The 23181-nt window shown below is 39.1% G+C and carries 20 protein-coding genes; 1 reads left to right on the forward strand and 19 read right to left on the reverse strand.

Annotation, left to right across the window (positions count from 1 at the left end; all coding sequences use genetic code 11):
- Positions 1–28 precede the first annotated feature (28 nt).
- Positions 29–1033, forward strand: coding sequence for a lipopolysaccharide heptosyltransferase II (waaF, locus tag G6Q00_RS04125; protein WP_163532135.1), 1005 nt, complete (start codon positions 29–31; stop codon positions 1031–1033).
- On the opposite strand, the gene mfd is transcribed toward waaF, so the two are convergent.
- The 19 genes from mfd to G6Q00_RS04215 all read right to left on the reverse strand — a co-directional run bounded on the left by mfd (position 1011) and on the right by G6Q00_RS04215 (position 23071).
- Positions 1011–3971: a transcription-repair coupling factor gene (mfd, locus tag G6Q00_RS04130; RefSeq protein ID WP_163532136.1), complete on the reverse strand. Its 2961-nt coding sequence runs from the start codon at positions 3969–3971 to the stop codon at positions 1011–1013. The two genes, waaF and mfd, sit on opposite strands and share 23 nt — an antisense overlap.
- Positions 3971–4363 carry a bactofilin family protein gene (locus tag G6Q00_RS04135; protein ID WP_163499200.1) on the reverse strand — a complete coding sequence of 131 codons (393 nt, stop codon included), beginning with the start codon at positions 4361–4363 and terminating at the stop codon, positions 3971–3973. The genes mfd and G6Q00_RS04135 overlap by 1 nt, the downstream gene beginning before the upstream one ends.
- Positions 4276–5214: a M23 family metallopeptidase gene (locus G6Q00_RS04140; protein ID WP_163532137.1), complete on the reverse strand. Its 939-nt coding sequence runs from the start codon at positions 5212–5214 to the stop codon at positions 4276–4278. Before G6Q00_RS04140 ends, G6Q00_RS04135 begins: the two co-directional genes overlap by 88 nt.
- Positions 5201–6103 carry a M23 family metallopeptidase gene (locus G6Q00_RS04145; protein ID WP_205426497.1) on the reverse strand — a complete coding sequence of 301 codons (903 nt, stop codon included), beginning with the start codon at positions 6101–6103 and terminating at the stop codon, positions 5201–5203. The genes G6Q00_RS04140 and G6Q00_RS04145 overlap by 14 nt, the downstream gene beginning before the upstream one ends.
- Positions 6093–7283, reverse strand: coding sequence for a bifunctional folylpolyglutamate synthase/dihydrofolate synthase (locus G6Q00_RS04150; RefSeq protein ID WP_163532138.1), 1191 nt, complete (start codon positions 7281–7283; stop codon positions 6093–6095). The genes G6Q00_RS04145 and G6Q00_RS04150 overlap by 11 nt, the downstream gene beginning before the upstream one ends.
- On the reverse strand, positions 7280–7786 hold the full coding sequence (gene lptE, locus G6Q00_RS04155) for an LPS assembly lipoprotein LptE (protein ID WP_163532139.1): 507 nt from the start codon (positions 7784–7786) through the stop codon (positions 7280–7282). The genes G6Q00_RS04150 and lptE overlap by 4 nt, the downstream gene beginning before the upstream one ends.
- A complete protein-coding gene (gene leuS, locus G6Q00_RS04160; protein WP_205426498.1) occupies positions 7783–10224 on the reverse strand; it encodes a leucine--tRNA ligase in 2442 nt (813 codons plus the stop codon). The genes lptE and leuS overlap by 4 nt, the downstream gene beginning before the upstream one ends.
- Positions 10224–10565 carry a DUF6394 family protein gene (locus G6Q00_RS04165; RefSeq protein WP_163499204.1) on the reverse strand — a complete coding sequence of 114 codons (342 nt, stop codon included), beginning with the start codon at positions 10563–10565 and terminating at the stop codon, positions 10224–10226. Before G6Q00_RS04165 ends, leuS begins: the two co-directional genes overlap by 1 nt.
- 18 nt (positions 10566–10583) lie before the next feature.
- Positions 10584–11549, reverse strand: coding sequence for a protein translocase subunit SecF (secF, locus tag G6Q00_RS04170; protein WP_163532140.1), 966 nt, complete (start codon positions 11547–11549; stop codon positions 10584–10586).
- Positions 11536–13146 carry a protein translocase subunit SecD gene (secD, locus tag G6Q00_RS04175; RefSeq protein WP_205426499.1) on the reverse strand — a complete coding sequence of 537 codons (1611 nt, stop codon included), beginning with the start codon at positions 13144–13146 and terminating at the stop codon, positions 11536–11538. Before secD ends, secF begins: the two co-directional genes overlap by 14 nt.
- A 6-nt stretch (positions 13147–13152) precedes the next feature.
- Positions 13153–13464 carry a preprotein translocase subunit YajC gene (yajC, locus tag G6Q00_RS04180; protein WP_163532141.1) on the reverse strand — a complete coding sequence of 104 codons (312 nt, stop codon included), beginning with the start codon at positions 13462–13464 and terminating at the stop codon, positions 13153–13155.
- 43 nt (positions 13465–13507) lie between these two features.
- Positions 13508–14821: a sodium/proton antiporter NhaA gene (nhaA, locus tag G6Q00_RS04185; protein ID WP_163532142.1), complete on the reverse strand. Its 1314-nt coding sequence runs from the start codon at positions 14819–14821 to the stop codon at positions 13508–13510.
- Between the two features lie 2 nt (positions 14822–14823).
- Entirely contained in the window at positions 14824–17532 is a 2709-nt protein-coding gene (locus tag G6Q00_RS04190; protein ID WP_163532143.1) for a UvrD-helicase domain-containing protein, read from the reverse strand.
- A gap of 170 nt (positions 17533–17702) precedes the next feature.
- Complete coding sequence (locus tag G6Q00_RS08725) at positions 17703–17834, reverse strand: hypothetical protein (protein ID WP_275896766.1); 132 nt, start codon at positions 17832–17834, stop codon at positions 17703–17705.
- Between the two features lie 419 nt (positions 17835–18253).
- Positions 18254–19009, reverse strand: a complete 756-nt coding sequence (locus G6Q00_RS04195) for a TerB family tellurite resistance protein (protein ID WP_163532144.1) — start codon at positions 19007–19009, stop codon at positions 18254–18256.
- Positions 19010–19318, reverse strand: coding sequence for a hypothetical protein (locus G6Q00_RS04200; protein WP_163499209.1), 309 nt, complete (start codon positions 19316–19318; stop codon positions 19010–19012). It abuts the gene before it with no gap.
- A gap of 9 nt (positions 19319–19327) precedes the next feature.
- On the reverse strand, positions 19328–20833 hold the full coding sequence (locus tag G6Q00_RS04205) for a DUF5644 domain-containing protein (RefSeq protein ID WP_163532145.1): 1506 nt from the start codon (positions 20831–20833) through the stop codon (positions 19328–19330).
- Positions 20830–21300 carry a hypothetical protein gene (locus tag G6Q00_RS04210; protein WP_163532146.1) on the reverse strand — a complete coding sequence of 157 codons (471 nt, stop codon included), beginning with the start codon at positions 21298–21300 and terminating at the stop codon, positions 20830–20832. The genes G6Q00_RS04205 and G6Q00_RS04210 overlap by 4 nt, the downstream gene beginning before the upstream one ends.
- Positions 21278–23071, reverse strand: a complete 1794-nt coding sequence (locus G6Q00_RS04215; RefSeq protein WP_163532147.1) for a M3 family oligoendopeptidase — start codon at positions 23069–23071, stop codon at positions 21278–21280. Before G6Q00_RS04215 ends, G6Q00_RS04210 begins: the two co-directional genes overlap by 23 nt.
- Positions 23072–23181: the final 110 nt, after the last annotated feature.

Below are 23181 nucleotides of genomic sequence, written 5' to 3' on the forward strand. Positions count from 1 at the left end.
TTTGGCGATGATAGTAGTATAAAGAGTGATGATGAAAATTTTGATCCGTTTGCCTAATTGGCTAGGTGATGGCGTGATGGCCACACCTCTTATACAGACTCTTAAAACCACTTTTAAAGAGGCTACTTGTGTTCTTGTTGGGCCTAGTAGTGTGTGTGCACTCTTTGAGCGCGATTTACACAATGTCTTAGTTATTGATAAAACCAAAAGCGCTAAATGCCGTATGTGGGCTACTTACCAACTAGCTAGAGACATTGGCCCTTGTGATATAGGTTTAGCCCTAACTAATAATTTATATGCGGCCCTTTTGCTTTATTTTAGTAAAACCCCTATTCGAATCGGGTATGCCAAAAATTGCCGCTCTTTTCTTTTAACCCATGCTTTAAAACCCCATAGTGGCCACCAAGTAGAGCGCTACTACCATTTATTATCCCCCCTAATGGCTTTAAATAATCCCTCGCCTCTTAAATTAAAGGCCAATCCTCTTACATTATCTGCTTTACAAAAACACATCGGGATTAGTCCGGGAGCTGCCTTTGGGAGTGCTAAACGCTGGAGTACAAATTATTTTGCAACCCTGATTCAAGCCTTATTAAATCAAGGGCATGTAATCTATCTTTTAGGTTCTAAAGACGACAAAATGGTTATTCAAGAAATTTTAGATCAAATCCCACCCCATGCCAATCTTTATAATCTATGCGGGCAAACCACTATCCCTATTTTAATAGATACCATTGCTGCCCTTGATCTGCTTATTTGTAATGATAGTGGCCCTATGCACATTGCCACCGCTACACAAACCCCTTTGATCGCTCTTTTTGGGCCTACAGATTTGCATGAAACAGGCCCTTATAAGCCCTTAAAAGCGCGCTTGCTTTTTAAAAATCTCCCTTGTGCGCCTTGTAAAAAACGCACCTGCCCGCTTAAAACAGGCCCTATTAAACCCCATGCCTGCATGGATTTAATTAAGCCTGAAGAAGTCATTGAAGTAGCCACACACTTATTAGAAACTAAAGAGTCTGCAGAGCTGTAAGAATGGTTTGTAACACAGATGCATCGTCTTTACTAGGGGCTTGTAAAGGTTTTTGTTTCTCTTTAAAAAAGAGAGTGATATTTTGCCCATATTGAGAAATTTTATGGATTTTAAGCTGGTTAGCCAAAATTTTAATCCGGATAATTTGTAAAAACTGAATGGTCATTAAATCTAGCGCGCCAAAACGCGCATGAATCTCGCTTTGGATTGTAGCCACACTTTTTAAATCAAGGCATAAAGAAAGCCGTCTATAAAGTTCTAAACGCAGGCTATCGCTACGGATTAAATCCGGGCTTAAAAAGCCACTGACTTGGAGTTTTAAATCCACGCTAAAACTCTCCTGTATCTCTCCACTCTCTTGAGAAATGGCCTCTTCTAACATTTTGGTGTATAACTTATAGCCAATGCCTTTAATATGCCCGCTCTGATTTGCCCCTAAAAAATTCCCTCCCCCTCTAATTTCTAAATCATGCATGGCAATGCTAGCCCCGCTACCTAAATAAGAATTTTTTTCTAAGGCTAAAAGTCTTTTACTGGCTTGTTCTCCTAGTGTGTTTTTATCCTCTATTAGGTAATAACAAAACCCCTCTTTATTCCCCCGCCCTACACGCCCTCTTAATTGGTGCAAATCAGCCAAACCAAAGCGATCGGCTTGTTCTATGATAATGGTGTTAGCATTGGGCAAATGAATTCCTGATTCTACAATAGAGGTACACAAGAGCACTTCAAAATGCCCCTGTGCAAAATTGATCATGATCTGTTCTACTTCTTTAGCCGGAGTTTTAGAGTGCAAAATTTCTACACGCAAATTAGGGAGTAACTCTAAAAGTTTTTGTTTGACTTTGGGCATGCTCTCAATGTGATTATGGATATAAAAAACCTGTCCCTTGCGGCGCAATTCTCTTAAAATAATCTCTTTGAGTAGGGGGTTTGTTTTTTCCTTCACAAAGGTACGGCTAGGTTCTCTATTAGCTGGAGGTGTTGTTAAAGTGCTAACTCCCTTGATTTTAGAAAGAGCCATGCTAAGGGTTCTTGGAATAGGGGTAGCTGACATGCTTAAAGAATGCACTTGGTGGCTTAAAACCTTAATTGCCTCTTTTTGCTTGACTCCAAATTTATGCTCCTCATCAACCACCACTAACCCTAAGTTTTTAAATTTTGCCCCTAAAAGCGCATGCGTACCCACCACTACAGAAATATGCCCCTCTTTAATCCCCTCTAAAACTTCTTTTTTGTTCTTACTAAAGCGATCTAGCTTGGCTACTTTAAGATTAAAGGGTTCTAGGCGCGCTTGGAGGGTATTAAAGTGCTGGGCACATAAAAGTGTGGTGGGCACAAACATAGCGCTTTGTTTGCCACTTAAAAAGATAGCATAAATAGCATGCATGGCCACCTCAGTTTTGCCAAACCCCACATCGCCGCTTAGCAACCTATCCATGACGCGCCCTTGAGCTAAATCCTCTAAAATGGCTGTAATACTGCTTTCTTGATCAGGGGTTAGAGTAAAACCACAGGCTTGTTTAAAGGCCTTGAGTTTAGCGCTATCTGTATTGATTTTCTCCCCCTCTAATAAATAGCGTTTAGCGGCTAAATTAATGATTTGTGAGGCCATTTCTAAGATTTCAGCACGGACTTTAGCCTTGAGTTTGATAAAACTACTTTTGCCTAATTTATCTAAAACGGGGAAGTTATTAGCGATGTAGCGCTCTACTAGGTGTAGATTTTCTACAGGCAATAACAGCTTGTCTTCATTTTGGTATTCTAAGGCGATAAAATCGCGCACGCTACCAAAAATACTTTGTTGCACAAGCCCCTTAAAAAGCCCCACCCCATAATTTTCATGCACCACAAAATCCCCCGGGCTTAATTCATCTAAGATGAGTTTAGAGCGTAAAAATGCGTGTTTTTGTGGGTAAGAGTGTAAAGAGAAAAAGATCACATCAGGGGTACTAAAATGCAGCACACAATCAGAAACAACACTTTTAAAGGGGGCGCTTAGATGGTGTGTAGGGATTAAATCCATGTTTTTAGCAAGCAAAGTAACCCGTTTATGGGCGTTGAGTTGGAGAAATGTGTCTAATTGGTTTAAATGAATCTGAATATCTTGGCAATTAGGGGGGGTTTGTAGCACCGGTAAATTTAGGGCATGTTTGAGGTTAGTAGCAGGGTCAAGCTCAAAAATTTCTTTTGCTTCTAAATGGGCTTCTTGGCTTAAGGTGGCGCTATAGTGCTGTAAAAAATCAATCCCAAAATCCTCTAAAACCCAAAACCCAAGCGATTCTATATCTTTAACCAATGCGCTACTCTCTAGTTTTTCTATCCTTGTTTGTAAAAGAGCGTGGTTTTCTTGGCTTAAACTAAAGAGTGCGGGCGTGATCTTTAAACACTCTAGCAGTTCTGAATCGCTTAACTGGGTTATTAGATCAAAGGTGCGGATATCCTCACAATCTTGCCCCAAAAAGCTAATGCGATGTGGCTTAGTCTGGCCCGGGATAAAAATATCTACAATATCGCCCCTAAAACTTGCCTCACCGGGTAATTCAATGATGTCTACAAAATCATAGCCATAATAATAAAGCCTTTCTTTTAACTCTGCTAAAGAGTAACTTTCTAAACACTCTATTTTAAAACTTTGGAGTAATAAGGGTTTGGGTAAGGGGTGTAAAAGTGCGCTTAAAGGGGCGATAAGACGGGTTTGTGGGTTTGTTTCTTTAGATTGATAAAAACAGCCCAATACACTTAAAAGCTCTTTGAGTTCTGTATTAAAAGCGCGCATGTCATCAAGGTAATAAGCCCTTAATTCGGGTAAGACAAAAATAGGGATTTGGGGTTTAAAAAAGCGCCACACCTGCAAGGCTTCTTGAGCCTGTTTGTTATCCAAAACTACTAGAAGAGTGCTTTTAAAAGAGGGGAGCGCGCAATAAAGGCTAGATTGCATTAGGTTTTAGGATTTTTATTTTCTTCTAAAGCTTTGATCACTTCATTTCTAGGGCGACTCTCCCCAGCTAAAATCCCCTTGCGCTCAATAACTAATTCTGAACTCACAATTTTACCATCCACATAGCCTAAGGGCATGATTTCAATTACATCAGCTTGTGCATTCCCATTAAATTTACCGCTTACTACTAATCTTGCTGCAAAAATATCCCCCATAACCACACCATTTTTGCCAATCACAACGGTGGATTCAGAATGCACAGTCCCCTCTAATTGGCCATCAATGTGTAAATGACAATCAATGTTTACCTCTCCTTTGAATTTAGTGCCTTGGGCGATGATGGTAGCTGATCCGTTAGTAGGTTGTTTATGATCGTTAGTAAAGATTGCCATGCAATATTCCTTTCTTTGGTAAAAATATAATCAAAGTCTCTCATATTCCAAGTGATAAAAAACATAGGATTAATCGGCTTGTCCATGAAACGCACTTCATAGTGTAAATGCGGTCCAGTACTCATGCCACTACTGCCACTATAAGCAAGAAGTTGGCCTTTTTTGACAAATTCGCCATTTTTAACCACGATTTTTTTAAGATGCGCATAATAAGTTTGGAAACCAAAGGGGTGGTAAAGTTTAACAAGCCTGCCATAACCCCCATTCCACCCGCTATTAGCCAAGCCCACCACCCCATTAGCGGTTGCATAAACAGGTGTATTAATAGGCGTACTTAAATCCACACCTGTATGGTTAAATAAGCGGTGTAAAATGGGGTGAAAACGCTTAGCAAAGGGGCTAGAAATCCGGCGATACGATTCTAATGGGTTATCATTAGGGATAAAACGCATGATAAAAGTTTTTTGAGCCCCTGTAATGCTAGCCACATCTAGGCGTTGGCTTAAAGGCGCATCGCTAGTATCCTCCCCTTCAATCCCTACAGAATCTTCTAAATCACTGATGCGATCGCCTGCTAATAATAGCTCTTCTAAATAGCCTTGAACTTTTTGGCTTAAATACGCGTGGGCTTGTGAGCTCTTGAAATATTCTGCACTGAGTTTTTTAGTCTGGGCTTTGGTGGTTTTAATTTCTATATCAAAGGCATAAAGCGCGATACCTAAAAACATGAACACAGCTAGCACCAATAAAAGCATGTAGTACATGATTTGTTTGTAAACAATGTGTACATTAATAGACTTACTCCCATCTTTATAAGTCAACATCAAAATGAGCCGTTTATTCAGCCACACCCATAACCCCTAGATTTTCTGTAGTTTGGTGTTTTTCGCGGATATGAGCCATATCCTTAATGCTGTAGAAAAGATTTTTCCAGCTAACTTGAGAATCGTCTTTAAAAATTAAATCAAAGTGAGCCATGTCCCAATCCATGTATTTTGGCATGTCTACAATACGGCCTAAAAAGCGGATTTCATAGTGTAGATTATTGCTACTATAACCAAGTAGTTCCCCTTTTTGTACAAAGGCATGCCTTTTAATCACAATGCTATTAAGGCGCGCATAAATTGAACTAAACCCAAAGGCATGTTCTAAGCGTATTAATTTGCCATAGCCTTGATAATTTCTAATCAGCACCACATCTACCACTCCACTAGCTGTTGCATACACCGGAGTATCCGGCGTTGTATTAAAAATATAGCCATGGTAGGGGCCTAAAGATCTTTTATTAGGGGAGTTGATCAAGGTTTTAGCGCTATAGGTTTTAACCGGTTCTCCATTAGGAATAAGTGCTAAAGCTAGGGCTTTATTAGGGATAGAGAGTTGTTTTAAATCCACACTGCTATAGGCATCATCGCCTTGACTTTTTTTAACCTGTACAAGATTTTCAAAATCTTTAATCTTACGGCTAACTAAGGCAATTTCTTGGGTTTTTTGAGAAATCTCAAGCTTGAGTGTGTGATTTTTAGTATATAGGTTTTTATAATTTGTCTCTAAAATCCCTTTTTCTAAAGTCATTTTACTGATCTTTTCAACCAAGTAGCCTAAAAACCACCCCCCGACTAATAATAACCCGATAACTAGCATGGTAATTAAAAGTACATGCCGTTTTACATGCCTAGAAAGCCTGAGTTGTTTAGACCCATTTTCATCAATAATTGTTAAGACAAATTTATCTGGCACACAAACCCTTACTACCGCTAAAATATCCTTGATACTCTTGATAGCCTTTTATAAATGTACGCACAACACTAAAAGATCCAGCCACTACAAACAAGCCAGAAAAGGGGTTAAAGCTATCCCAGCTAAAGGGAGCAAAGGGTATGTTCAGTTCTTCTAAAAACCCCTCCAAAACCCCCCTATCTATCATCTGTGTCTCTAATACTTCTAAAATCCACACCCGCTTAACACGGGGTTTAAGGCTTTTTAAAACCCCATAAGCGTCTTTTCTTTGATAGCTATTATACACCAAATCCACCCTTTGATCTGCTAGGGCTTTGGCTAGAGCTCTAGCCCCGCCTACATTGTGCGCCACATCTAAGATAATAGAGGGCGTAAAAAACTCAAAACGACCCGGTAAATCTAAGGGTTTAAGTGTTTGGATAGGGGAATTAATATTTAAGATTTCTAAAGCACTCATAGCTGTTTGGAGATTATTAGCCAAAAAGGGGGGGTAGTGGTGTTTGTTAGCATAGGCTTGCACAGCTAAAGAGGGGGGAGGTGCTAAAGTTAATTGTAAAGAATATACATCTGCTATTTGCTTGGCTAATTTTAAAAAGGGGCGGTTTTGGTGGGCTAGTAAAATAGGAGTGCGAGGTTTTAGATTAATCATAGCTCTTAATTTAGTGGTAGCAATTTCTTTTAAGCTATGGCCTAATCTTTCTGTGTGATCTAGGCTAATGGGTGTATAAATAAGAGCGATTTTTTTATTTAAAACACTTGTACTATCAAATTCTCCGCCCAAACCCGCCTCAGCCACTAAATAATCACAATCTTGGGCGAGTACGATAGCTAGAAGAGTGGCGTATTCAAAGTAACTAATGGGTTCTAGGGGTAGGGTTTGTAAGATTTGGTGTGCTTTTTCTAAAGCGCTATCTGTAATGATCTTGCCTTGCGTGTAAAAGCGCTCTTTAAAATCTAATAAATGAGGGGAGGTGAAGTGCAAAACTTTAAAACCAGCTTGTTCTAAGCTAAGAGTTAAAAAACGCCCTGTACTGCCCTTGCCATTTGTACCAATGATTTGGATTTTAGGTACTTGATCCTTGTAGTAGGTATTAAAAATCGTATAAATACGCTTAAAACGATTAGGATCAAAGGGTGCGTACTCCTGTGTTTTAGATGCTAGATAGTCTATTAAATTCATTTGTTAAGTTTACCTTCATAGGCAATTTGGGAAACAAACTGGGTAAGAGTTTGATCTAGGGCTTGGGAGATTGCATAAATGCGGTTATTGTAAGTGATGAGGGGGTCTTGTAATGAAACAGCGTAGTTATAATAACCGCTATCATGGAAAGTTTTCACCACCCCCATTTTATTATCATAGGTATAATCCACATACACCGTAGCGCGGTAGAAAGTAGTAAAGCCCTCTTGATTTTGGCTAATGGAAGTATCGGCTACCCGCGTGATTTCAATGGTGATAATAGAATCGGCTTGTTTTTCACTAGTTAGGGTATTTTGGAAACGCTGTACAATCACGCGATTAAGCATGTCCTTAAAAGCCACAGAGTTTTTAGGGTTGGGTAAATTCACCACTAAGCGCACATATATACCTTTGCCTAAAACCTTATCTGAAAGGGCGGCAATGGGTTTATAACCACAACCTGTTAATAAAACCAATGCAAAAAGCGCGCTAATGGCCTTCATTGCACGACAAAATTCACTAATTTATGGGGTACAACAACTTCTTTAACCACGCGTTTTTGATTGAGCCATTTAATTACACTAGCTCTAGCCTCTTTTAAAAGCGCTTCTTGATCCAAATCTTTTAAGATCACAATCTGCCCTCTTTTTTTACCATTAATCGTAACAGCCATTGTAATTTGATCTTCTTCTAATGCGCGTGGATCTACATGGAGGGTTTTAAAATTACTCAAATTAAAAAGCCGTTTGGAAATTTCATGGCAAACATGGGGAATAATGGGTTCTAAAACATGGGTTAAAATATAATACCCCTCAGTCCAAAGGGCGCTATTTGTGGTTTTTTCTAGGGCGTTGAGTGCTTCCATGCAAAAGGCAAGCAAAGTATTAAAAGGATAATGTGGCTGGACTTTATCAAAAATATCATGGCATTTTTGTAAGGCTAAATAGATCTTTTTGCGCGCTTCTTTTTCTGCATCGCTTAGGTTATTTACATCTAAAAAGGGGAGTTGTTCGCAGGTTTTTGCTAAAAATGACTTTTCATAAAATCGTTTTAAAAAACGCGCTGCACCCTCTAGTGCTTGATCGTTCCATTCTAATTCTTTATTAGGCGGTGCGACAAAATGGATATATGCCCTAGCAATATCTGCCCCGTATTTTTCTAAAATTTGCTTAGGCGTAACCACATTACCCTTAGATTTACTCATCTTAGCGCCGTCCTTAAGCACCATGCCCTGAGTGGTGAGAGCCTGAAAGGGTTCGTTGATATGAAGATAACCCAAATCTCTAAGAGCCTTAGTGAAAAAGCGCGCATAAAGCAGGTGTAAAATGGCATGTTCGATCCCGCCGATATATTCATCTACTTCCATCCAATAATCTAGCGCGTTTGAATCAAAGGCTTGTTTGTCCCAAAGTTTAGGCGGGGTGGTGTAGCGCAAAAAGTACCAACTAGATTGGAAAAAGGTATCCATTGTATCGGTTTCTCGGCGCGCCTCTTGCCCGCATTTAGGGCAAAGACAGTGTTTAAAACTTTTATGTTTATCTAAAGGATTGCCCTCGCCATCAAATACCACATCTTCGGGTAATAAAATAGGCAAATTTTCTACTTTCTCACACACTAAGCCACAGTGTGCACAGTGCACCATAGGAATGAGCGCCCCCCAGTAGCGCTGGCGTGAAATACCCCAATCTTGCAAGCGATAATTAATAATGCGCTTTCCTAATCCCTTTTGCTCAAAAAGTGTGCTAAGTTTTTCTTTAGCCTCTGTAGTGCTAAGCCCGTTATATTCCCCGCTATTTTTTAAAACACCCACCGGACAAGGTGCCACTCCTCCTACAATGAGTTCTTTAATGGGGATATTTAAAAGAATAGCAAAGGCATGATCTCTAAGATCACACCCGGGTACCCCCATTAACGCCCCGCTCCCATAATTATCTAGTACAAAATTAGCCATATAAACAGGGATAGACTCATTAGTTAAAGGGTGTAAAACAGATAGCGGTAATTTAACCCCTCTTTTTTCTAAAGAACGCGTACGCATGTTGGTATTTTGGATACTTAAAATCTCTTCTCTATCCTCTATGCTTAGTAAATCTGTTTTTAATAGGGCTTGAACCAATGCATGCCCGGGAGAGAGCGCTACAAAAGTTACCCCAAATATCGTATCAATACGGGTTGTAAATACTTCAATGTGTGTTAAGTCTGATCTGTTTAAGCGCGCTACACTTTCAGATTCTAGTGCAAAGCTAAAAACTAAACCCTCTGATTTGCCAATCCATTGTTCTTGCATGTTTAGCACTTGTGTAGGCCAAGAGTCCTCTAAATTTTTAAGTTCGGCTAAAAGTTCCTCAGCATACTTTGTAATTCTAAGGTAGTATTGTGGCATTTGCTTTTGGATTACAGCAGAACCACAACGCCAACATTTCCCATCAATAACTTGTTCATTAGCTAAAACCGTGTGATCTAAAGGACACCAGTTTAACCACGCCTCTTTTTGATACACTAGTCCCTTAGAAAACATTTCAATAAAAAATTGCTGTTCAACTTTGGTGTAGTTAGGATCGCAGGTAGCAAATTCGCGAGTCTTACTAAAGGAAAACCCTAGCGCTTTAAATTCCTCTTGCATGTTGGCTATATTTTTTTCTGTCCAGATTTTAGGGTGGATTTGGTGTTTGATAGCCGCATTTTCTGCGGGCATGCCAAAAGCATCAAAGGCCATCGGGTGTAATACATTATAGCCCACTTGGCGGTAGTAACGCGCTAAAGCATCCCCGATTGCATAATTGCGTACATGCCCCATATGCACCTCGCCGCTAGGATAGGGCATCATGCTTAAAATATACTTTTTGGGTTTAGAAAAATCAGAACTAGGTTCAAATGCCAAATCATTAGCCCAAATTTCTTGCCATTTTTTTTCAATGATTTTAGGATTATAGGTTTGCATTAGTATTCCACATCTGTATTTTTAATGCTATCAATGATGAGTAATATCAAACAAAAGACATTACTAATTAGCGCCCCAATCATAAGAGTGTAGGCTAGAATTAGATTATTTAAAATTTGTAAAAATACAAAGGCAGGCATGAGATGAAGAAGCGCTACCAAAGACCCCCCCATTAACTCAGAAGCAAATTGTTTTTGTACCCCGATTTTAAGGGTTGTAACAATGAAATTAAGCGCCATAGCCACAAATAAAACCACCACATTAGGTTCATAAAGAAAGCCCGCAATAGAGGTGGTGCTAGCCAAACTAAAGACCGTAAAAACAACCCGACCCCAATCCATGGCTATCCTTTCTGTGGTTTAGACTCTTCCATGTTCATACAAGCGCCGTAAGCGTTCCTTTTCTTGTTTGCGTTTGGCTTTTTTGAGCTCATTATCATGGTATTTGGCCAAATCAAAGCCTAAGAGCACCGCAATACGGGGCGCTAAAAAAATGGAGCTATAAGTCCCTACAACAGTACCAATAAGCATGGGCAAAGAAAAACCGATTAAAATCCTAGACCCAAAGAGATAGAGTACTAACAGTACAAAAAAGACGGTTAAAGAAGTAAGCAGCGTACGAGTCAAGGTACTAGAGATAGCCTCATTAATCACAAAATTAAGATCATTAGAACGGCCAGCAAGCATTCTTTCTCTAATGCGATCAAAAATGATAATCGTATCATTAATAGAGTAACCAATCAAGGTTAAAACCGCAGCGATCACCTCTAAGTTTAAATCAATGTTAAAAACAATGGCACTTGTGGCGGTAATAAGGCTATCATGGACTAATGCTAAGACACTAGCTAGGGCAAAGCGCCATTCATAGCGAAAACTTACATATAACATCATCGCTACAATAGCTAATACCAAAGATAAAATACCCCTTTGTTTGAGCTCATCGCCCACCTTAGGCCCTACACTATCTAATTTACGGATTTCAAATTTGCCTAAGGGGCTTAAAATCTCTGTAATTTTGCTACCCAAATCTTTAATTTCTTGTTTGCCTACAGGAATTTTAATCACCACTTCTTGATCGGAGCCAAAGGCACTTACTTGTACTCCATTTAAATGAGCCTTTGCAAAGACTTCGCGGATTTGTACTAAAGGCGCTTTTTTCTCAAAACGCACCTGTGCTACACTCCCCCCTGCAAAATCCACCCCCAAATTAAAACCCTTAAAAATAATCAAAGCCAAACAAAGCAAAAGAACGATGCAAGAGGCCGCTAAGCCCCATTTAGAATACTCCATAAAATTTAAAATTCTAACCCGTTTAAAGAGTTCCACGGGCTATCCTTTTAGAGTGTTTGATACTTTGGCTTACCCCAAACCAAAGATAAAGGTTTTTCTTGCGTGAGAGTTTAGGCAAGATAGCCTGATAAAAGCCTTGCGTACCGATAATAGCTGTCAGAATGGAGGCTAAAATTCCAATGCCAGTAGTGAGTGCAAAACCCTTAACAGAGCCCGTACCATAGGCATAGAGTAATAAAGAGGCAATCAAAGAGGTTAAATTTGAATCAAAAATAGCGCGCGAGGCATTGGCATAGCCTGAAAATAAAGCCTGTGCTACACTCTCATTAGCCCTAAGCCCTTCTCTAATACGCTCATTAATAATAATATTAGCATCTACAGCCATGCCCACAGTGAGTACAATTCCAGCCATGCCCGGTAGGGTCAAAGTCGCGCCAAAAATAGCCATGACCGCAACGATTAAAAATAAATTGACAATTAAAGCCATGCTAGCAATGACTCCGGCTAGAGCATAATAGGCAATCATAAAGAGCATTACTAAAATAAAGCCAGAAATAAGGGCTACAATAGAGGTTTTAATGCTATCTGCCCCTAAAGAGGGGCCAATAATGCGCTTTTCAAGTACAACAAGTGGCGCGCTTAAAACCCCACTTCTAAGCGCAATGGCTAAATCGCTTGCCTGCGCTACGGTAAAATTCCCGCTAATTTGCCCACTCCCCCCGCCGATGCGTTCGCGGATATAGGGGGCTGAATACACTTTATTATCCAACACAACGGCCATGCGTTTGCCCACATTAGCCCCTGAAAAATCCCCAAAGATTTTAGCCCCCTGTGCATTTAATGAGAAGCTCACAACGGGGCGATTATCCTTATCATAAACAACTTGGGCATTTGTTAACATTTCCCCATCTAAAATAGGGACGGCTTTTAATAATAACTTACCACGATCGCCTGTATAAGATAACACAACATCGCCTAGTTTTTCTATCTCTGCACTGCTTAATTGATCTAAATATTCATTTTTTTGTTCATCTACAGCCATCATCTGCAAGTGCGCGGATTTGGTGATTAAATCCTTTGCCCGTTGTTCTTCTTCAATGCTTTTAATACCGGGCAACTGAACTAAAATCGCATCTTTACCTTGCTGTAAAACAGTGGGTTCGGCTAGACCAAATTGATCAAGGCGGTTTCTAATCGTGCTAATAACTTGTGTTACGGTTTGTTGTTTAAGCGCTTGGGCTTTTTCAAAGGAAAAATGCAAGTTATAGCTATTTTGGCTGACAAAAATTTCAATTCCATCTTTGCGCAAATCCTCTAAGACATGCGCAACGCCCTTAGCATCATCTTTATCTAGCAAAGTAAAAGAAACACCTTGCAATGAAGAGCGCAAATCTTGGATCAACAAATTTTGTTGTTTGAAAGCATAATCTAAAGAGGTGGCCATAGAGGCGTATTTGCTTTTAAGCGCCTCTTGTACTTGCACCCCTAAAAGCAAACTCAACCCCCCCCTTAAATCCAACCCTAAAGTGATTTTAGGCCCCTTAGTTTGTAAAAAACTAGGCAAAGAAAAGCCCACCCCAAAGATAAAAGCCAGCATAAAAACCAATAATCTCGCATTAAAGATTCGAGACATTCAAAATCAATTGCTCCCTTTTTGCAAAGTGGTTTTTTCGCTCTCTAATTGCTCAAGTTTGTAGGCGACATGGTTTTTAGAGAGTTTCACCTCTGTTGTATCATTAATCTTCACCTTAAAAAAAGTACTCTCCGGTTTGATCACCTCACAGATCAACCCTCCCTGAGAAACAATTTTATCCCCTTTTTGCAGACCCTCTAACATTTCTTTGTGTTTTTTGGCTTGGTTGCGTTGTGGGCGGATAATTAAAAAGTAGAAAATCAAAAAAAGCACCAATAAGGGCAACAAAGAGGTTAAAATTTCCCGGCTCTGATTCATTTTGTTCCTTCATAGCATAAACCTAGCATTATAGCTACTTTTTCTAATTTTTGGCTTTTAAAAATGCCCCTAAGATTAAAAGATAAAGCGTACCTAAAATGCCTGAGGCCATTGAACCTAGCAAAATGGCGATCTTAGAGACCTCCATGGCTTCTTTGTTGCTAAAGGCGATATTAGAAATAAACATAGACATCGTAAAGCCAATGCCTGCTAACATGCCCGCCCCTAAAATCTGCCACCAACTCACACCATCAGGCCGTTTAGCGATCTTGATTTTCTCGGCTAAAAAGGTGATAAGAAAAATCCCTGCAGGTTTACCCACAATAAGCCCTAACATCACCCCTAATAAAATCTCATCTACATCAAAATGTAATTGTGCTCCAATATGCACCCCAGCATTAGCTAGGGCAAACAAAGGCATGATTAAATAGGCGCCATAAGGGTGTAAAACACGCTCTAAGCGCTCTAAGGGGCTTTGTAAAGACCTAGTGGCACTCCGCAGGGCATATAAAGAATCGCGTTGTTCTTGATCTAGGGGTTTATTAAGGGGGGGGGAATGCGTTAAACTCTCTTTAAAGCGCTGTAAGGATTGATAAAAGGTTTGGAGCAACTCAGATTGTTGGGAAACTTTGATAGGAATAGTGAATGCAAGGGCTACAGCGGCGATAGTAGCGTGGACACCGCTATTATAGGTTGTGATCCACAGTAAAACCCCTAATAATAAATAGGGCAATAAATGGCGCACCCCTATTTTATTTAAACCAATGAGCATGGCTAAAATAACCCCCGAACCTAAAAGCCAAGCTATTTGTAAATTAGTGCTATAAAAAATAGCAATAACAATAATTGCACCTAGATCGTCTGCTACAGCTAGGGTAACTAAAAATACTTTTAAAGAAGTGGGTACCCGTTTGCCTAATAATAAAATAACGCCTAAGGCAAAGGCAATATCAGTAGCCATAGGGATACCAAATCCATGCGCGCTACTTGTGTTAGCATTAAGGCTATAATAAATTATTCCGGGGACAAGCATGCCCCCTAAAGCAGCAATAACCGGGAAAGCTGCCTTTTGAAAACCACACAATTCCCCATACATTACCTCTCGCTTAATTTCTAACCCAACTAATAGAAAAAAGAAGGCCATGAATACATCATCAATCCATTCATGCAAAGAAAACCCCACAAAGGTTTTTCCAAAAACCCACCCTATTTGGGTATGCCATAACTCAAAATAATAGGGCGCTAAAGCAGAGTTAGCACAGATCATCGCTAACACTGCGCTAATAAAGAGAAAAATACCCCCAAAAGATTCACTTTTAACAAAATCTAAAAAAATATTCTTTTTAACAAAATGCATTTTTATTCTTTGATAGGTTGTATTTCTATATGTGTTTTAAGAGCATAAATTAAGTAGGCTTTTATTTCCTGTTGTGGATAGATTTTTTTAAGGGCGGTGGCGTAGTTTTTAACCTGTGTTTTATATGCTTTCTCATTTCCCTTACCGCTTTTGTGATCAAGGATATAAAACTGTGTATCTTGATAAACTAGCATGTCTAAGCGCATGTAGGATTGTTGGGATTTAAAACTAATTTCGGTTGCGATGCGCCCTTGTTTTAAAAGATTTTGAAATTCTGGAAAATTATCTAGGGCTAAGAGTCGTTTTAAAACCCCCTCCACTAAAACGCCTTGTAAGCTGTAATAGTGCGTTAAATAAGCTTTGATTGTTTCAAGAGGTATACCATAGCCATAGAAAAACTCTAAAGCCTTGTGCATGGCAATTCCAAAGAAACGCGCAGATCTACTCGCCTTTAAAGACTCTTCTGGTTTTTGATAATCCTCTTGTTTCCCAAAGGCTCTTTGGCTAAGAAGCAGGCAGGTTTGATCGGGGATTTTAGGGGGTGGTTGTGGGCTAGAGGTCTTAGGTTGCCACCCTTCTTTTCTTTCTTGGTTGTCTGGAAAAAGATTTAAATCCTTAGTAATCTTAAAAGCACTTTCAGTGCTTGTAGGTTTCTTATTAGAACCCATTACACTCCCATCTTTTTTAATAATACTCAAACCCTCCTTAGCCCGTGTACAGGCCACATACAACTTATTAATTTTCTCTTTTTCAATCTCCTTTTGATAGACCTCCAGCGCTTTTTTGTATTCTGGATCTACTGCCGCTCTTTTATCGCTCTCCTTGTTCTGGTTACTTGGCTTGTAAAAAACACGCCCATTTGAATCAACGAATAATTTATTTTTATCACTTTGTTCTCTGCTTGCCAAACGATCCATTAAAATAACATGCCCAAATTCCATTCCCTTAGATTTGTGTATAGTCATGATTTGCAGACCTTGTTTTTGGCTTGAGGCGATCTTAATATCTTCTTTTTCTAAATATTCTAAGAATTCTTGTTTGTCATAGTAATTAAGCGAGAGTTCTAAAAGGTACTGGGCACTTTGGCTATAAAGCTTTAATGCGCGCATTAAATCTAAAATATAGGTACTTAAATGGGAATTTTTAGCGGGGAGTTTTTCTTCTAAGGGGTAATCTAGCGGGTAGCCTAGTAATTTAGAGATACAAGCAAGGTGGTAACTTTGGTATTCAGGCTCTAGATCACAATACAAAGCGTGGACTAAAATTTTAACTTCATGCTGGGCAAGTAACGATAAATCTGTTTCACTTACAATTTGTACATTTTGTAAGAGTGGGTTATTTTCTTTAGATTCTATAAGAAAATCTTTTAGCCCATTAACATCTTTATTATTAAGGCATAAAATAGCAATATCCTCAGCAAATACCCCCCCTTTAAGTAAAATTTCTATTTCCTCTAAAACCCCCTTAAAAATAGCCTTATCTTTCTCCTTCTCGCCCTTCTCGCCATAACTTCTTGAGCTTTGCTTATACTGCCCCACTTTAATCGTTTTGATCCGTACATAGCCTTGATCTTGGCAATCTAACCTACTTTTAGGCAGGCTTTGGGGTTCATAGCCTTCCAGATAGTCAGCAAAAGTTTTATTAACAAAATCTAATACAGCGCCCGTACTTCTATAATTATGCTCTAAAAATTGGCTCGGATTTTCTTGACAAATCTGTTCAAATAAAGCGCTATCACTCCCCCTAAAGCGATAAATGCTTTGTTTGCTATCGCCCACAAAAAACACACTCCTATCCCCCCATTTTTGCCCCTTACCCGCCTTAATTTCTTCAATTAAAGGCTTAAGAATTTGGTACTGTAGGGGGCTAGTATCTTGAAACTCATCAATAAGAATATGGCGAATCTGGCTATCAAGTCTAAAATAAAAGAAATCCATATCAAAGGGGTTATTTAAAAGTTGCTGTACTTTTAAAGTGATAGTGGCAAAATCAAGGGCGTTAGGATGGACTATATGGTCTTTGTAGCGATCAAGAAAAAAAGCTAAATCTTTAAAAATAATGGCCTCTTTTTCATAGGCTGTTGTAGAGGGAAGAGAGTTAGCGCGTATTCCGCTTTTTTCAAGCAAATCTAAAATAAGATCAAGGACATAAAAAGCGCTAAAACCATCACCAAGTAAAGAAAAACAAAGGGAGCGGATTCTCTCTAACTCTTGGGGCTTTAGGGTTTGTAAAAAAGAGCTGAGTTTATCCTCCTTAGAAACATTGCTCACTTGAAACTGGGATCGCACCCCCACAAAATAGCTAAATTTGCGCAACACTTTTTTAAAAAAGGCATCTATGGTTTGAATTGCCGGGTCTGCTTGTAAAAACTGCGTGTAAATATCTTCACTTTTGGGGGCAATTTGACTCCAAGAAAGCTTATAATTTTTCTGCAAATCCTCTAAGATAGCTTGGATTTTGCTATCACTGGGGGTATATTTTTTATTTTTAGCCCAAATCTGGCTTTCTGTATGCAGACTAGCAAGGGTGTTATAAATGCGCTCGCGCATTTCTGATGCCGCCTTGTTGGTGAAGGTGAGGGTTAAAATGGTGTTAGGCTTAGCTCCTTCAAAGAGTAGGGCGATGTAGCGCAAAGTGAGAGCAAAGGTTTTACCACTGCCAGCAGAAGCTTTTAAAGCTAAGTAGGGTTGGTTATAGGCTTGTTTTTTCATTCCTTGATTGTAGCAAAAAACCCACTATTTTAAAAGATTGTAATTTTGTAGGCTTAACTTTTATCATTTCTATAAAAAAGCGTTATTCTTTTTAGGGAAAATCATAATAGGCTGGATTGATAGTAGCACGGGTACACTGGTTAAAGTTCTAAGGTGAGCATATAGCCCATTTATAAAAGACTGGCACGCTTATCCGTTGCCACCACATTTTCCATGTAAATTCTTGTAAAATCTAACATCTTTTCTAAACGGCAATAATTAGGGACTTCTGGGGTCGCAATCTCTCCTTTGCTTTTCCACATTGTTACTAGTCTTAGCTTGTTTTGGCTTGTTAAAGCCTGCTTTATAACTCCATAATGCCCGTTAATTTACTTTTTATATCTACTCTATTTCTACCAATATTCTTAATAGAACTACCTTCACATCCTCTGTTTTTAAAGTCTCTTGAGTGATCGCACACTTAGACCCTTATAGTTTTCAATATTAAAGCGCAAGTTGGCTAGTATTTCGTAGAGTTTTTGATCCAGTACACTCATGCCTGTGCCCTCGTTTAAGGCATTTTCAATTATGGCGCTATCAAAGAAGTTAAACTTCTAAACAGTGTGCATGAAAGCTTTGTGCAAGGGGTTTATAAAAAGTAGCAAGAAAAGTACGGAATCGTCTGTACGTCCTTAGAAATTGTCTATTTTATTTTACACTCTATTGAGTACCTTTGTAAATTTTAATCGCTTTGGACCTTAGAATTCAGCGTATTATAAGCCTGTTCTAATTGCCATAAAGTTTTCATGGTATCTGGCAAGTAGCTTTTATTCCAATTTTTAGGTTCTAACACATTGATATAGCACTCCTGAACTAGTGCTTTAAATCCCTTAAAATCTACTTTTTCTGCGCGTAAAATCGTACTGACTTGGGTTGGCTCTAAATTTAGCGGTTCTAATTTTAAGTTTGCAAAACCATCATAGAGATTATTAAAATCCACATTTTCTAAGTTTAAAAATGCCCCTACATCTAATAACGCCTCTTTTTCTTGTGTGCCTAGATTGCCATCACTATAAGCCAAAACAAAGAGAAATTCCACCCACTTTAAGCGCTTTTTATACTCCCCATGCCCGCATTCTAAAAGCTGTGTACAAATCTGATCTAGGGGTGGAGGGGGGCTATGATAAATTTCTTGCAAAGATTCTAAATCTTTGTTTTCTATCTGGCTTAAATCTTGTAAAAACACCTCTAAAAGCGCTTGGCTAAGAGCTGTGGGTTCAAGATGTTTAGTAAAACTACCCATAAGACTAGCTAATACCCCCGCCTCACTTGCTTTTAAAGTTTCTAAAGGATTAGGGAGTACATAAACCTCTAGCGCTTCTTTTGGCTTATTAAATTCAGGCGGGTCTTTTAGAGGATTTTTGAGATATTCTTGTAAAGTGTAATAAAGATAAATGAGTACTACGGCCACCCCTAAAATCAAAATCACTTCTAACATTTAAAGTGAGCCTGTTTGGTTTTGTTGTTTGCGGTTTTTAAAATCCCACTCGTTAGCCACTTGATTTAAACGCCGTTTCTCTTCTTTCTCTTTGTTTTTTAAATCCATCTTGCGCTCATAACTCCTTTGAAGTTGTTTGATATAATCCTCGCGTTTTTCAGGGGGTTGGAAAGAAAGAGGCTTGATGAGCAAAATAAAGGCCACAAAAAAGAAAATCATCAAGGCTAATTCCCCAGAAGTCTCATCATTGACAATATACCAAGCAAAACCCAACGCCATTGCAAATAAGATTTTAAGCCCGGCTTTCAAACAAAAACCTTAGAGAAATGTAAAGGCATTTTGATGGGTGTTTAAACCTAGCGCTTTAGAATCATCTTGGCCTAAGGCTAGCAGTATTACCTGTGGGAGAAATAACACGCTAGTGCTGTCATGATCTCTTTGATAAATTTTAGAAGCCTTTTTAGCCAAAGTATCTAGCATATGAAATTGGCTTACAGAGCTTGTTAGTAAAAAATCCACCCCTAGATCAATAGCCTCATAGCGGATACGCGCTGATTCATACAAGGCAGAATCCATATCAATATCTAATAAATGCGCATAGGATTCCTTAGTAAAAAGCGGGCTATTGCAGCGAAGATTAAGTTTAGTTAATAAAGCATTGCAATCTGTGGGCTGATCTAGGTGGTAATCTTGAAACAAACTTGTATAAAAATCTTTAAAAGAGTGCTTAATTTCTAAAGATTCTGCTCGTTTATTTAAAAAATGGTTAAGATAGGCAATTTGTATATCTGGGTGATACTCTAAATCGTATGTGGCTAAATTTTGCTGTACTTCTTCTCTTAATTTTTCATCACGATCTAAAATAGCTTTAGCATAGCACGCATTAGCGTAAGCATCTTCATCGCATAAGAGCAACACCGCGCCCACTTTATGCGCTAAACTCAAATTATAAGCATTGGCCGTTAGAAATTGTTTTAAATCCCCAAATCGTCCCCAATAACCCCCATCAAAACAACAAGCTAACTCTAAAAAATCCACCCCCAAATGCTGCAAAAGCAAACGGCTACTTTGCAATAAAGGCGCGCTATTAAAAGCAGAGCTATAGGCGTTATACATTAAAAAGCGCGCTTGCTTACTAGGGATTTGAGGTTTGTTAAAAGTGTAATTGATTTTGCCTAAGTGAGCCCAAGGGTTATTAGCTGAGGGATTGGAGGTATTGAGTAATTGTTGTTGCAAACTATAGATTTCTGTATCAATTACATCATTCTTAGGAAAAATATAGTGTTTGAGACTTACAAAATGCATGGCCCCATGGTGTTTGTCTGCTAGGCTTTGTAATAGATCTGATGTGCGGTGTGGGTAACGACTCATGAGCCATTTAGTGTATAGAAAAAAGCCATCTCCAAAGTAATCTGAATCGCTTTTAGGAGTAATGGCATTGATATGAATGTAGCGGACTAATTCGCTTTTTTCTGCCTCCGTTACAAAAGATGCGCTTTTAAAAAAGTTTTGGTAGGGTTTTAACATGTTCTCTGTATCCATTAACAGATCTTTTAAAACATATTTGGTAGCTAGGGGTTCTAATGTCCATTCTTTACCAAAACGATTAATCAGCGTATCAATACTTAAATTTTCAAACACAACAACCCGGTTAATCCGTAAACCCAAATGTGTTTGATCATAGCTCAGATCGGGGATATGGGCTAAAACATCTCTTAAAGTCCAATCTAGTTGGTACTCCACCACATAAAGCGGGTAAGCAGGGTTGTAATCCTCTTTAGCACAAAAGCGAAACGCCCGGATTTGTAATTTTAAAAGACTCATTTCAAATTTCCCTGCAAGGTTGCAATAACTTGCTGGTTTCTTGGATCGGATAAAATTGCATCTTTAGAACTTTGGAGTTGCTCGGCTGTGTTATCTACAAAAATGAGGCTAGGATCACAGCGGTTAAACAACACCACATTTGAATCGTTTTTATCCTTAACGATGATCTGTACAATCCCCTCAAGAACAATTTTAACTGTGGTTTCAATGTGATCGCCTAACCCTGCCTCAAAGTGAATTTCTGGGATTTCTCCATGGATTTTTAAACTATCAAAAGTATAGCCCGCTAAAACAAAGAGTACAAAATTACCAAAACTCTCGATTTGTTCTTGTGGCAAGGGAGGTTCAAAACGCACACAGCAAAGATCGCAAAAAATGCTAAAGTGTACGCGGTGGTGGTATAAAAAATGCAAACAATCCAGACAATGCTGGTTAGACATTGCCTTATACCTTTGTAGCGCATCCATCAAGCAACCCTTCAAATTCCTCAAGCATTTTTTCCACCTCGTCCATGCCAATTTTCCAAAATGCCTTATCTGTAATATCAAACCCAAACATGCCCACTAGTTCCTCAGGGCTTACACTGCCCCCCTTGCTTAAAAACGCTGTATAGGTATCCACGAATGCCTGTTTTTCTGCTGTAGTTTTCTTTTTGCGATACAGACCAAATAAAGCTAGAACTAATAACTGTCCATAGCTATAAGAATAACAATAAAAAGGTGAGTGGATAAAATGGGGGATATAACTCCACCAGCGGGCGTAATTCTTGCTTAGTTTAACGCTTTTACCAAACATTTTAGCGTTTTCCTCTTGCCAAATGCGATCAAAATCCTTAGCCTTTAATTCCTCAAACTCGCCCCCACTGCTATGGATGCGTCTTTCAAAATTAGTCATCACCACTTGCCTAAACATAGTAGAAAACATGTCCTCTAATTTGCCGGCATAAATCCCGCGCAATTCTTTCTTATCCAAATCCTTTTTTAAACTTTCAAACAAGAGCATTTCCCCAAAAACAGAGGCGGTTTCAGAGGTGGTTAGGGGGGTATTAGCATTAAGATAGCCTACTTGCCTACTTAATGTCTGGTGGATCATGTGCCCAAATTCATGGGCAATGGTAAAGGCGCTACGGCGATTACCGGTAAAATTAAGCAACACAAAAGGGTGGGCACTAGGCACGGTGCTATCGCTAAATGCCCCCCCTCGTTTGCCCGGGCGCGGATGCGAATCCACCCAACCTTCTTTAACCCCACGACTCACAATCTCATAAAATTTAGGTGAGAAGTCTTGATAAGCCTTAAAAACTAGATCTAATGCCTCTTTGTAGCTCAGAGGTGTTTCTTTTTGCTCAATAGGGGCATAACGATCGTAATCCTTGAGTTTACAACCTAGAAGTTTGGCCTTACTTTTATAATAGCGGTGCACTAAAGGATAATTTTCCTCCACAATCTCTAGCATGCTATCTACGCTTTCTTGGGGGATTTGATTAGACAGATGCCTAAAGCTCTCAGGTTTTTCATAGTGGCGCAACTTAGTATCAATATGTGAATCTTTGCGCACCATGTTTAAAACATAAGTTAGAACTAGCCTATTTTTCTTTAAAGACTTAGTCAAGGTTTTTTGGGCAAGTTTGCGCAATTTGCGATCCGGATTGTGTAGTTCAGATAAAATTTCTTCCTCGCTAATCATCTTATTTTGAAAAGGCATTTTTAGCGAGGTGATCACTTGATCGAAAAGATTAGAAAAGGCCTCTACACCAACCCCAGAGGTGGCCAGTAGCACTTTTTCCTCCGGTAAACTCAGCATATGGGGTTTTTGGTGCAGAAGTAGGCGCAAATAATAAGCGTATTTAGCGCTAGCCTTGATAATAGCCTCTTGTTTAGCGCTTTCTAAAGCGCAAAATTCATTTTCCACAAAGAGCAGGTGTTGGCCCATGTCGGCGCATAATAATTGGTATTTTGAATACAAATCACTGCGCTTAGAATCAACACAGAAAATCAAAAAAACATAACTCATCGCCCTAGAAATCCCCTCGCTTAGGACTTCATATCCTTCCAAAATTTTCTCAAAAGCCTCCGGTTGTACTTGGGCAAAACTACCCGCATGTTCTTTTTCAAAAGCCTTTACCTTTTGATCCCATTCACTGACATGTTGATCTAAAGCCTCTTGGTTTGCAAACAGCGCACTCAAATCCCACTGGTTTTCAAGCTCTTTAGAGGGTTGGGTTTGTTTATTTGGCATGGCATACTCCTTTTAAAGTTAAAACTAAGGATATTTTAGCATGGTTTGGCTCGATTGGCTCTAATTCTAGCCAAGTTATTAAGAAGTTAGAAAAAAAAGCGTGTGTTATA

Origin of the sequence: Helicobacter suis (genome assembly GCF_902196125.1) — a bacterium.
GTDB lineage: Bacteria > Campylobacterota > Campylobacteria > Campylobacterales > Helicobacteraceae > Helicobacter > Helicobacter suis_B.

Bases quoted from the DNA above. Each gene is read 5' to 3' on its own strand.
- G6Q00_RS08725 (WP_275896766.1), bottom strand. From the start codon at position 17,834: ATGTGGAAAAGCAAAGGAGAGATTGCGACCCCAGAAGTCCCTAATTAT.
- G6Q00_RS04165 (WP_163499204.1), bottom strand. From the start codon at position 10,565: ATGGATTGGGGTCGGGTTGTTTTTACGGTCTTTAGTTTGGCTAGCACC.
- G6Q00_RS04195 (WP_163532144.1), bottom strand. From the start codon at position 19,009: ATGTTAGAAGTGATTTTGATTTTAGGGGTGGCCGTAGTACTCATTTAT.
- G6Q00_RS04205 (WP_163532145.1), bottom strand. From the start codon at position 20,833: ATGAGTCTTTTAAAATTACAAATCCGGGCGTTTCGCTTTTGTGCTAAA.
- secD (WP_205426499.1), bottom strand. From the start codon at position 13,146: ATGTCTCGAATCTTTAATGCGAGATTATTGGTTTTTATGCTGGCTTTT.
- G6Q00_RS04210 (WP_163532146.1), bottom strand. From the start codon at position 21,300: ATGGATGCGCTACAAAGGTATAAGGCAATGTCTAACCAGCATTGTCTG.
- lptE (WP_163532139.1), bottom strand. From the start codon at position 7,786: ATGAAGGCCATTAGCGCGCTTTTTGCATTGGTTTTATTAACAGGTTGT.
- yajC (WP_163532141.1), bottom strand. From the start codon at position 13,464: ATGAATCAGAGCCGGGAAATTTTAACCTCTTTGTTGCCCTTATTGGTG.
- mfd (WP_163532136.1), bottom strand. From the start codon at position 3,971: ATGCAATCTAGCCTTTATTGCGCGCTCCCCTCTTTTAAAAGCACTCTT.
- G6Q00_RS04135 (WP_163499200.1), bottom strand. From the start codon at position 4,363: ATGGCAATCTTTACTAACGATCATAAACAACCTACTAACGGATCAGCT.
- G6Q00_RS04190 (WP_163532143.1), bottom strand. From the start codon at position 17,532: ATGAAAAAACAAGCCTATAACCAACCCTACTTAGCTTTAAAAGCTTCT.
- waaF (WP_163532135.1), top strand. From the start codon at position 29: ATGATGAAAATTTTGATCCGTTTGCCTAATTGGCTAGGTGATGGCGTG.
- leuS (WP_205426498.1), bottom strand. From the start codon at position 10,224: ATGCAAACCTATAATCCTAAAATCATTGAAAAAAAATGGCAAGAAATT.
- G6Q00_RS04215 (WP_163532147.1), bottom strand. From the start codon at position 23,071: ATGCCAAATAAACAAACCCAACCCTCTAAAGAGCTTGAAAACCAGTGG.
- nhaA (WP_163532142.1), bottom strand. From the start codon at position 14,821: ATGCATTTTGTTAAAAAGAATATTTTTTTAGATTTTGTTAAAAGTGAA.
- G6Q00_RS04150 (WP_163532138.1), bottom strand. From the start codon at position 7,283: ATGAATTTAATAGACTATCTAGCATCTAAAACACAGGAGTACGCACCC.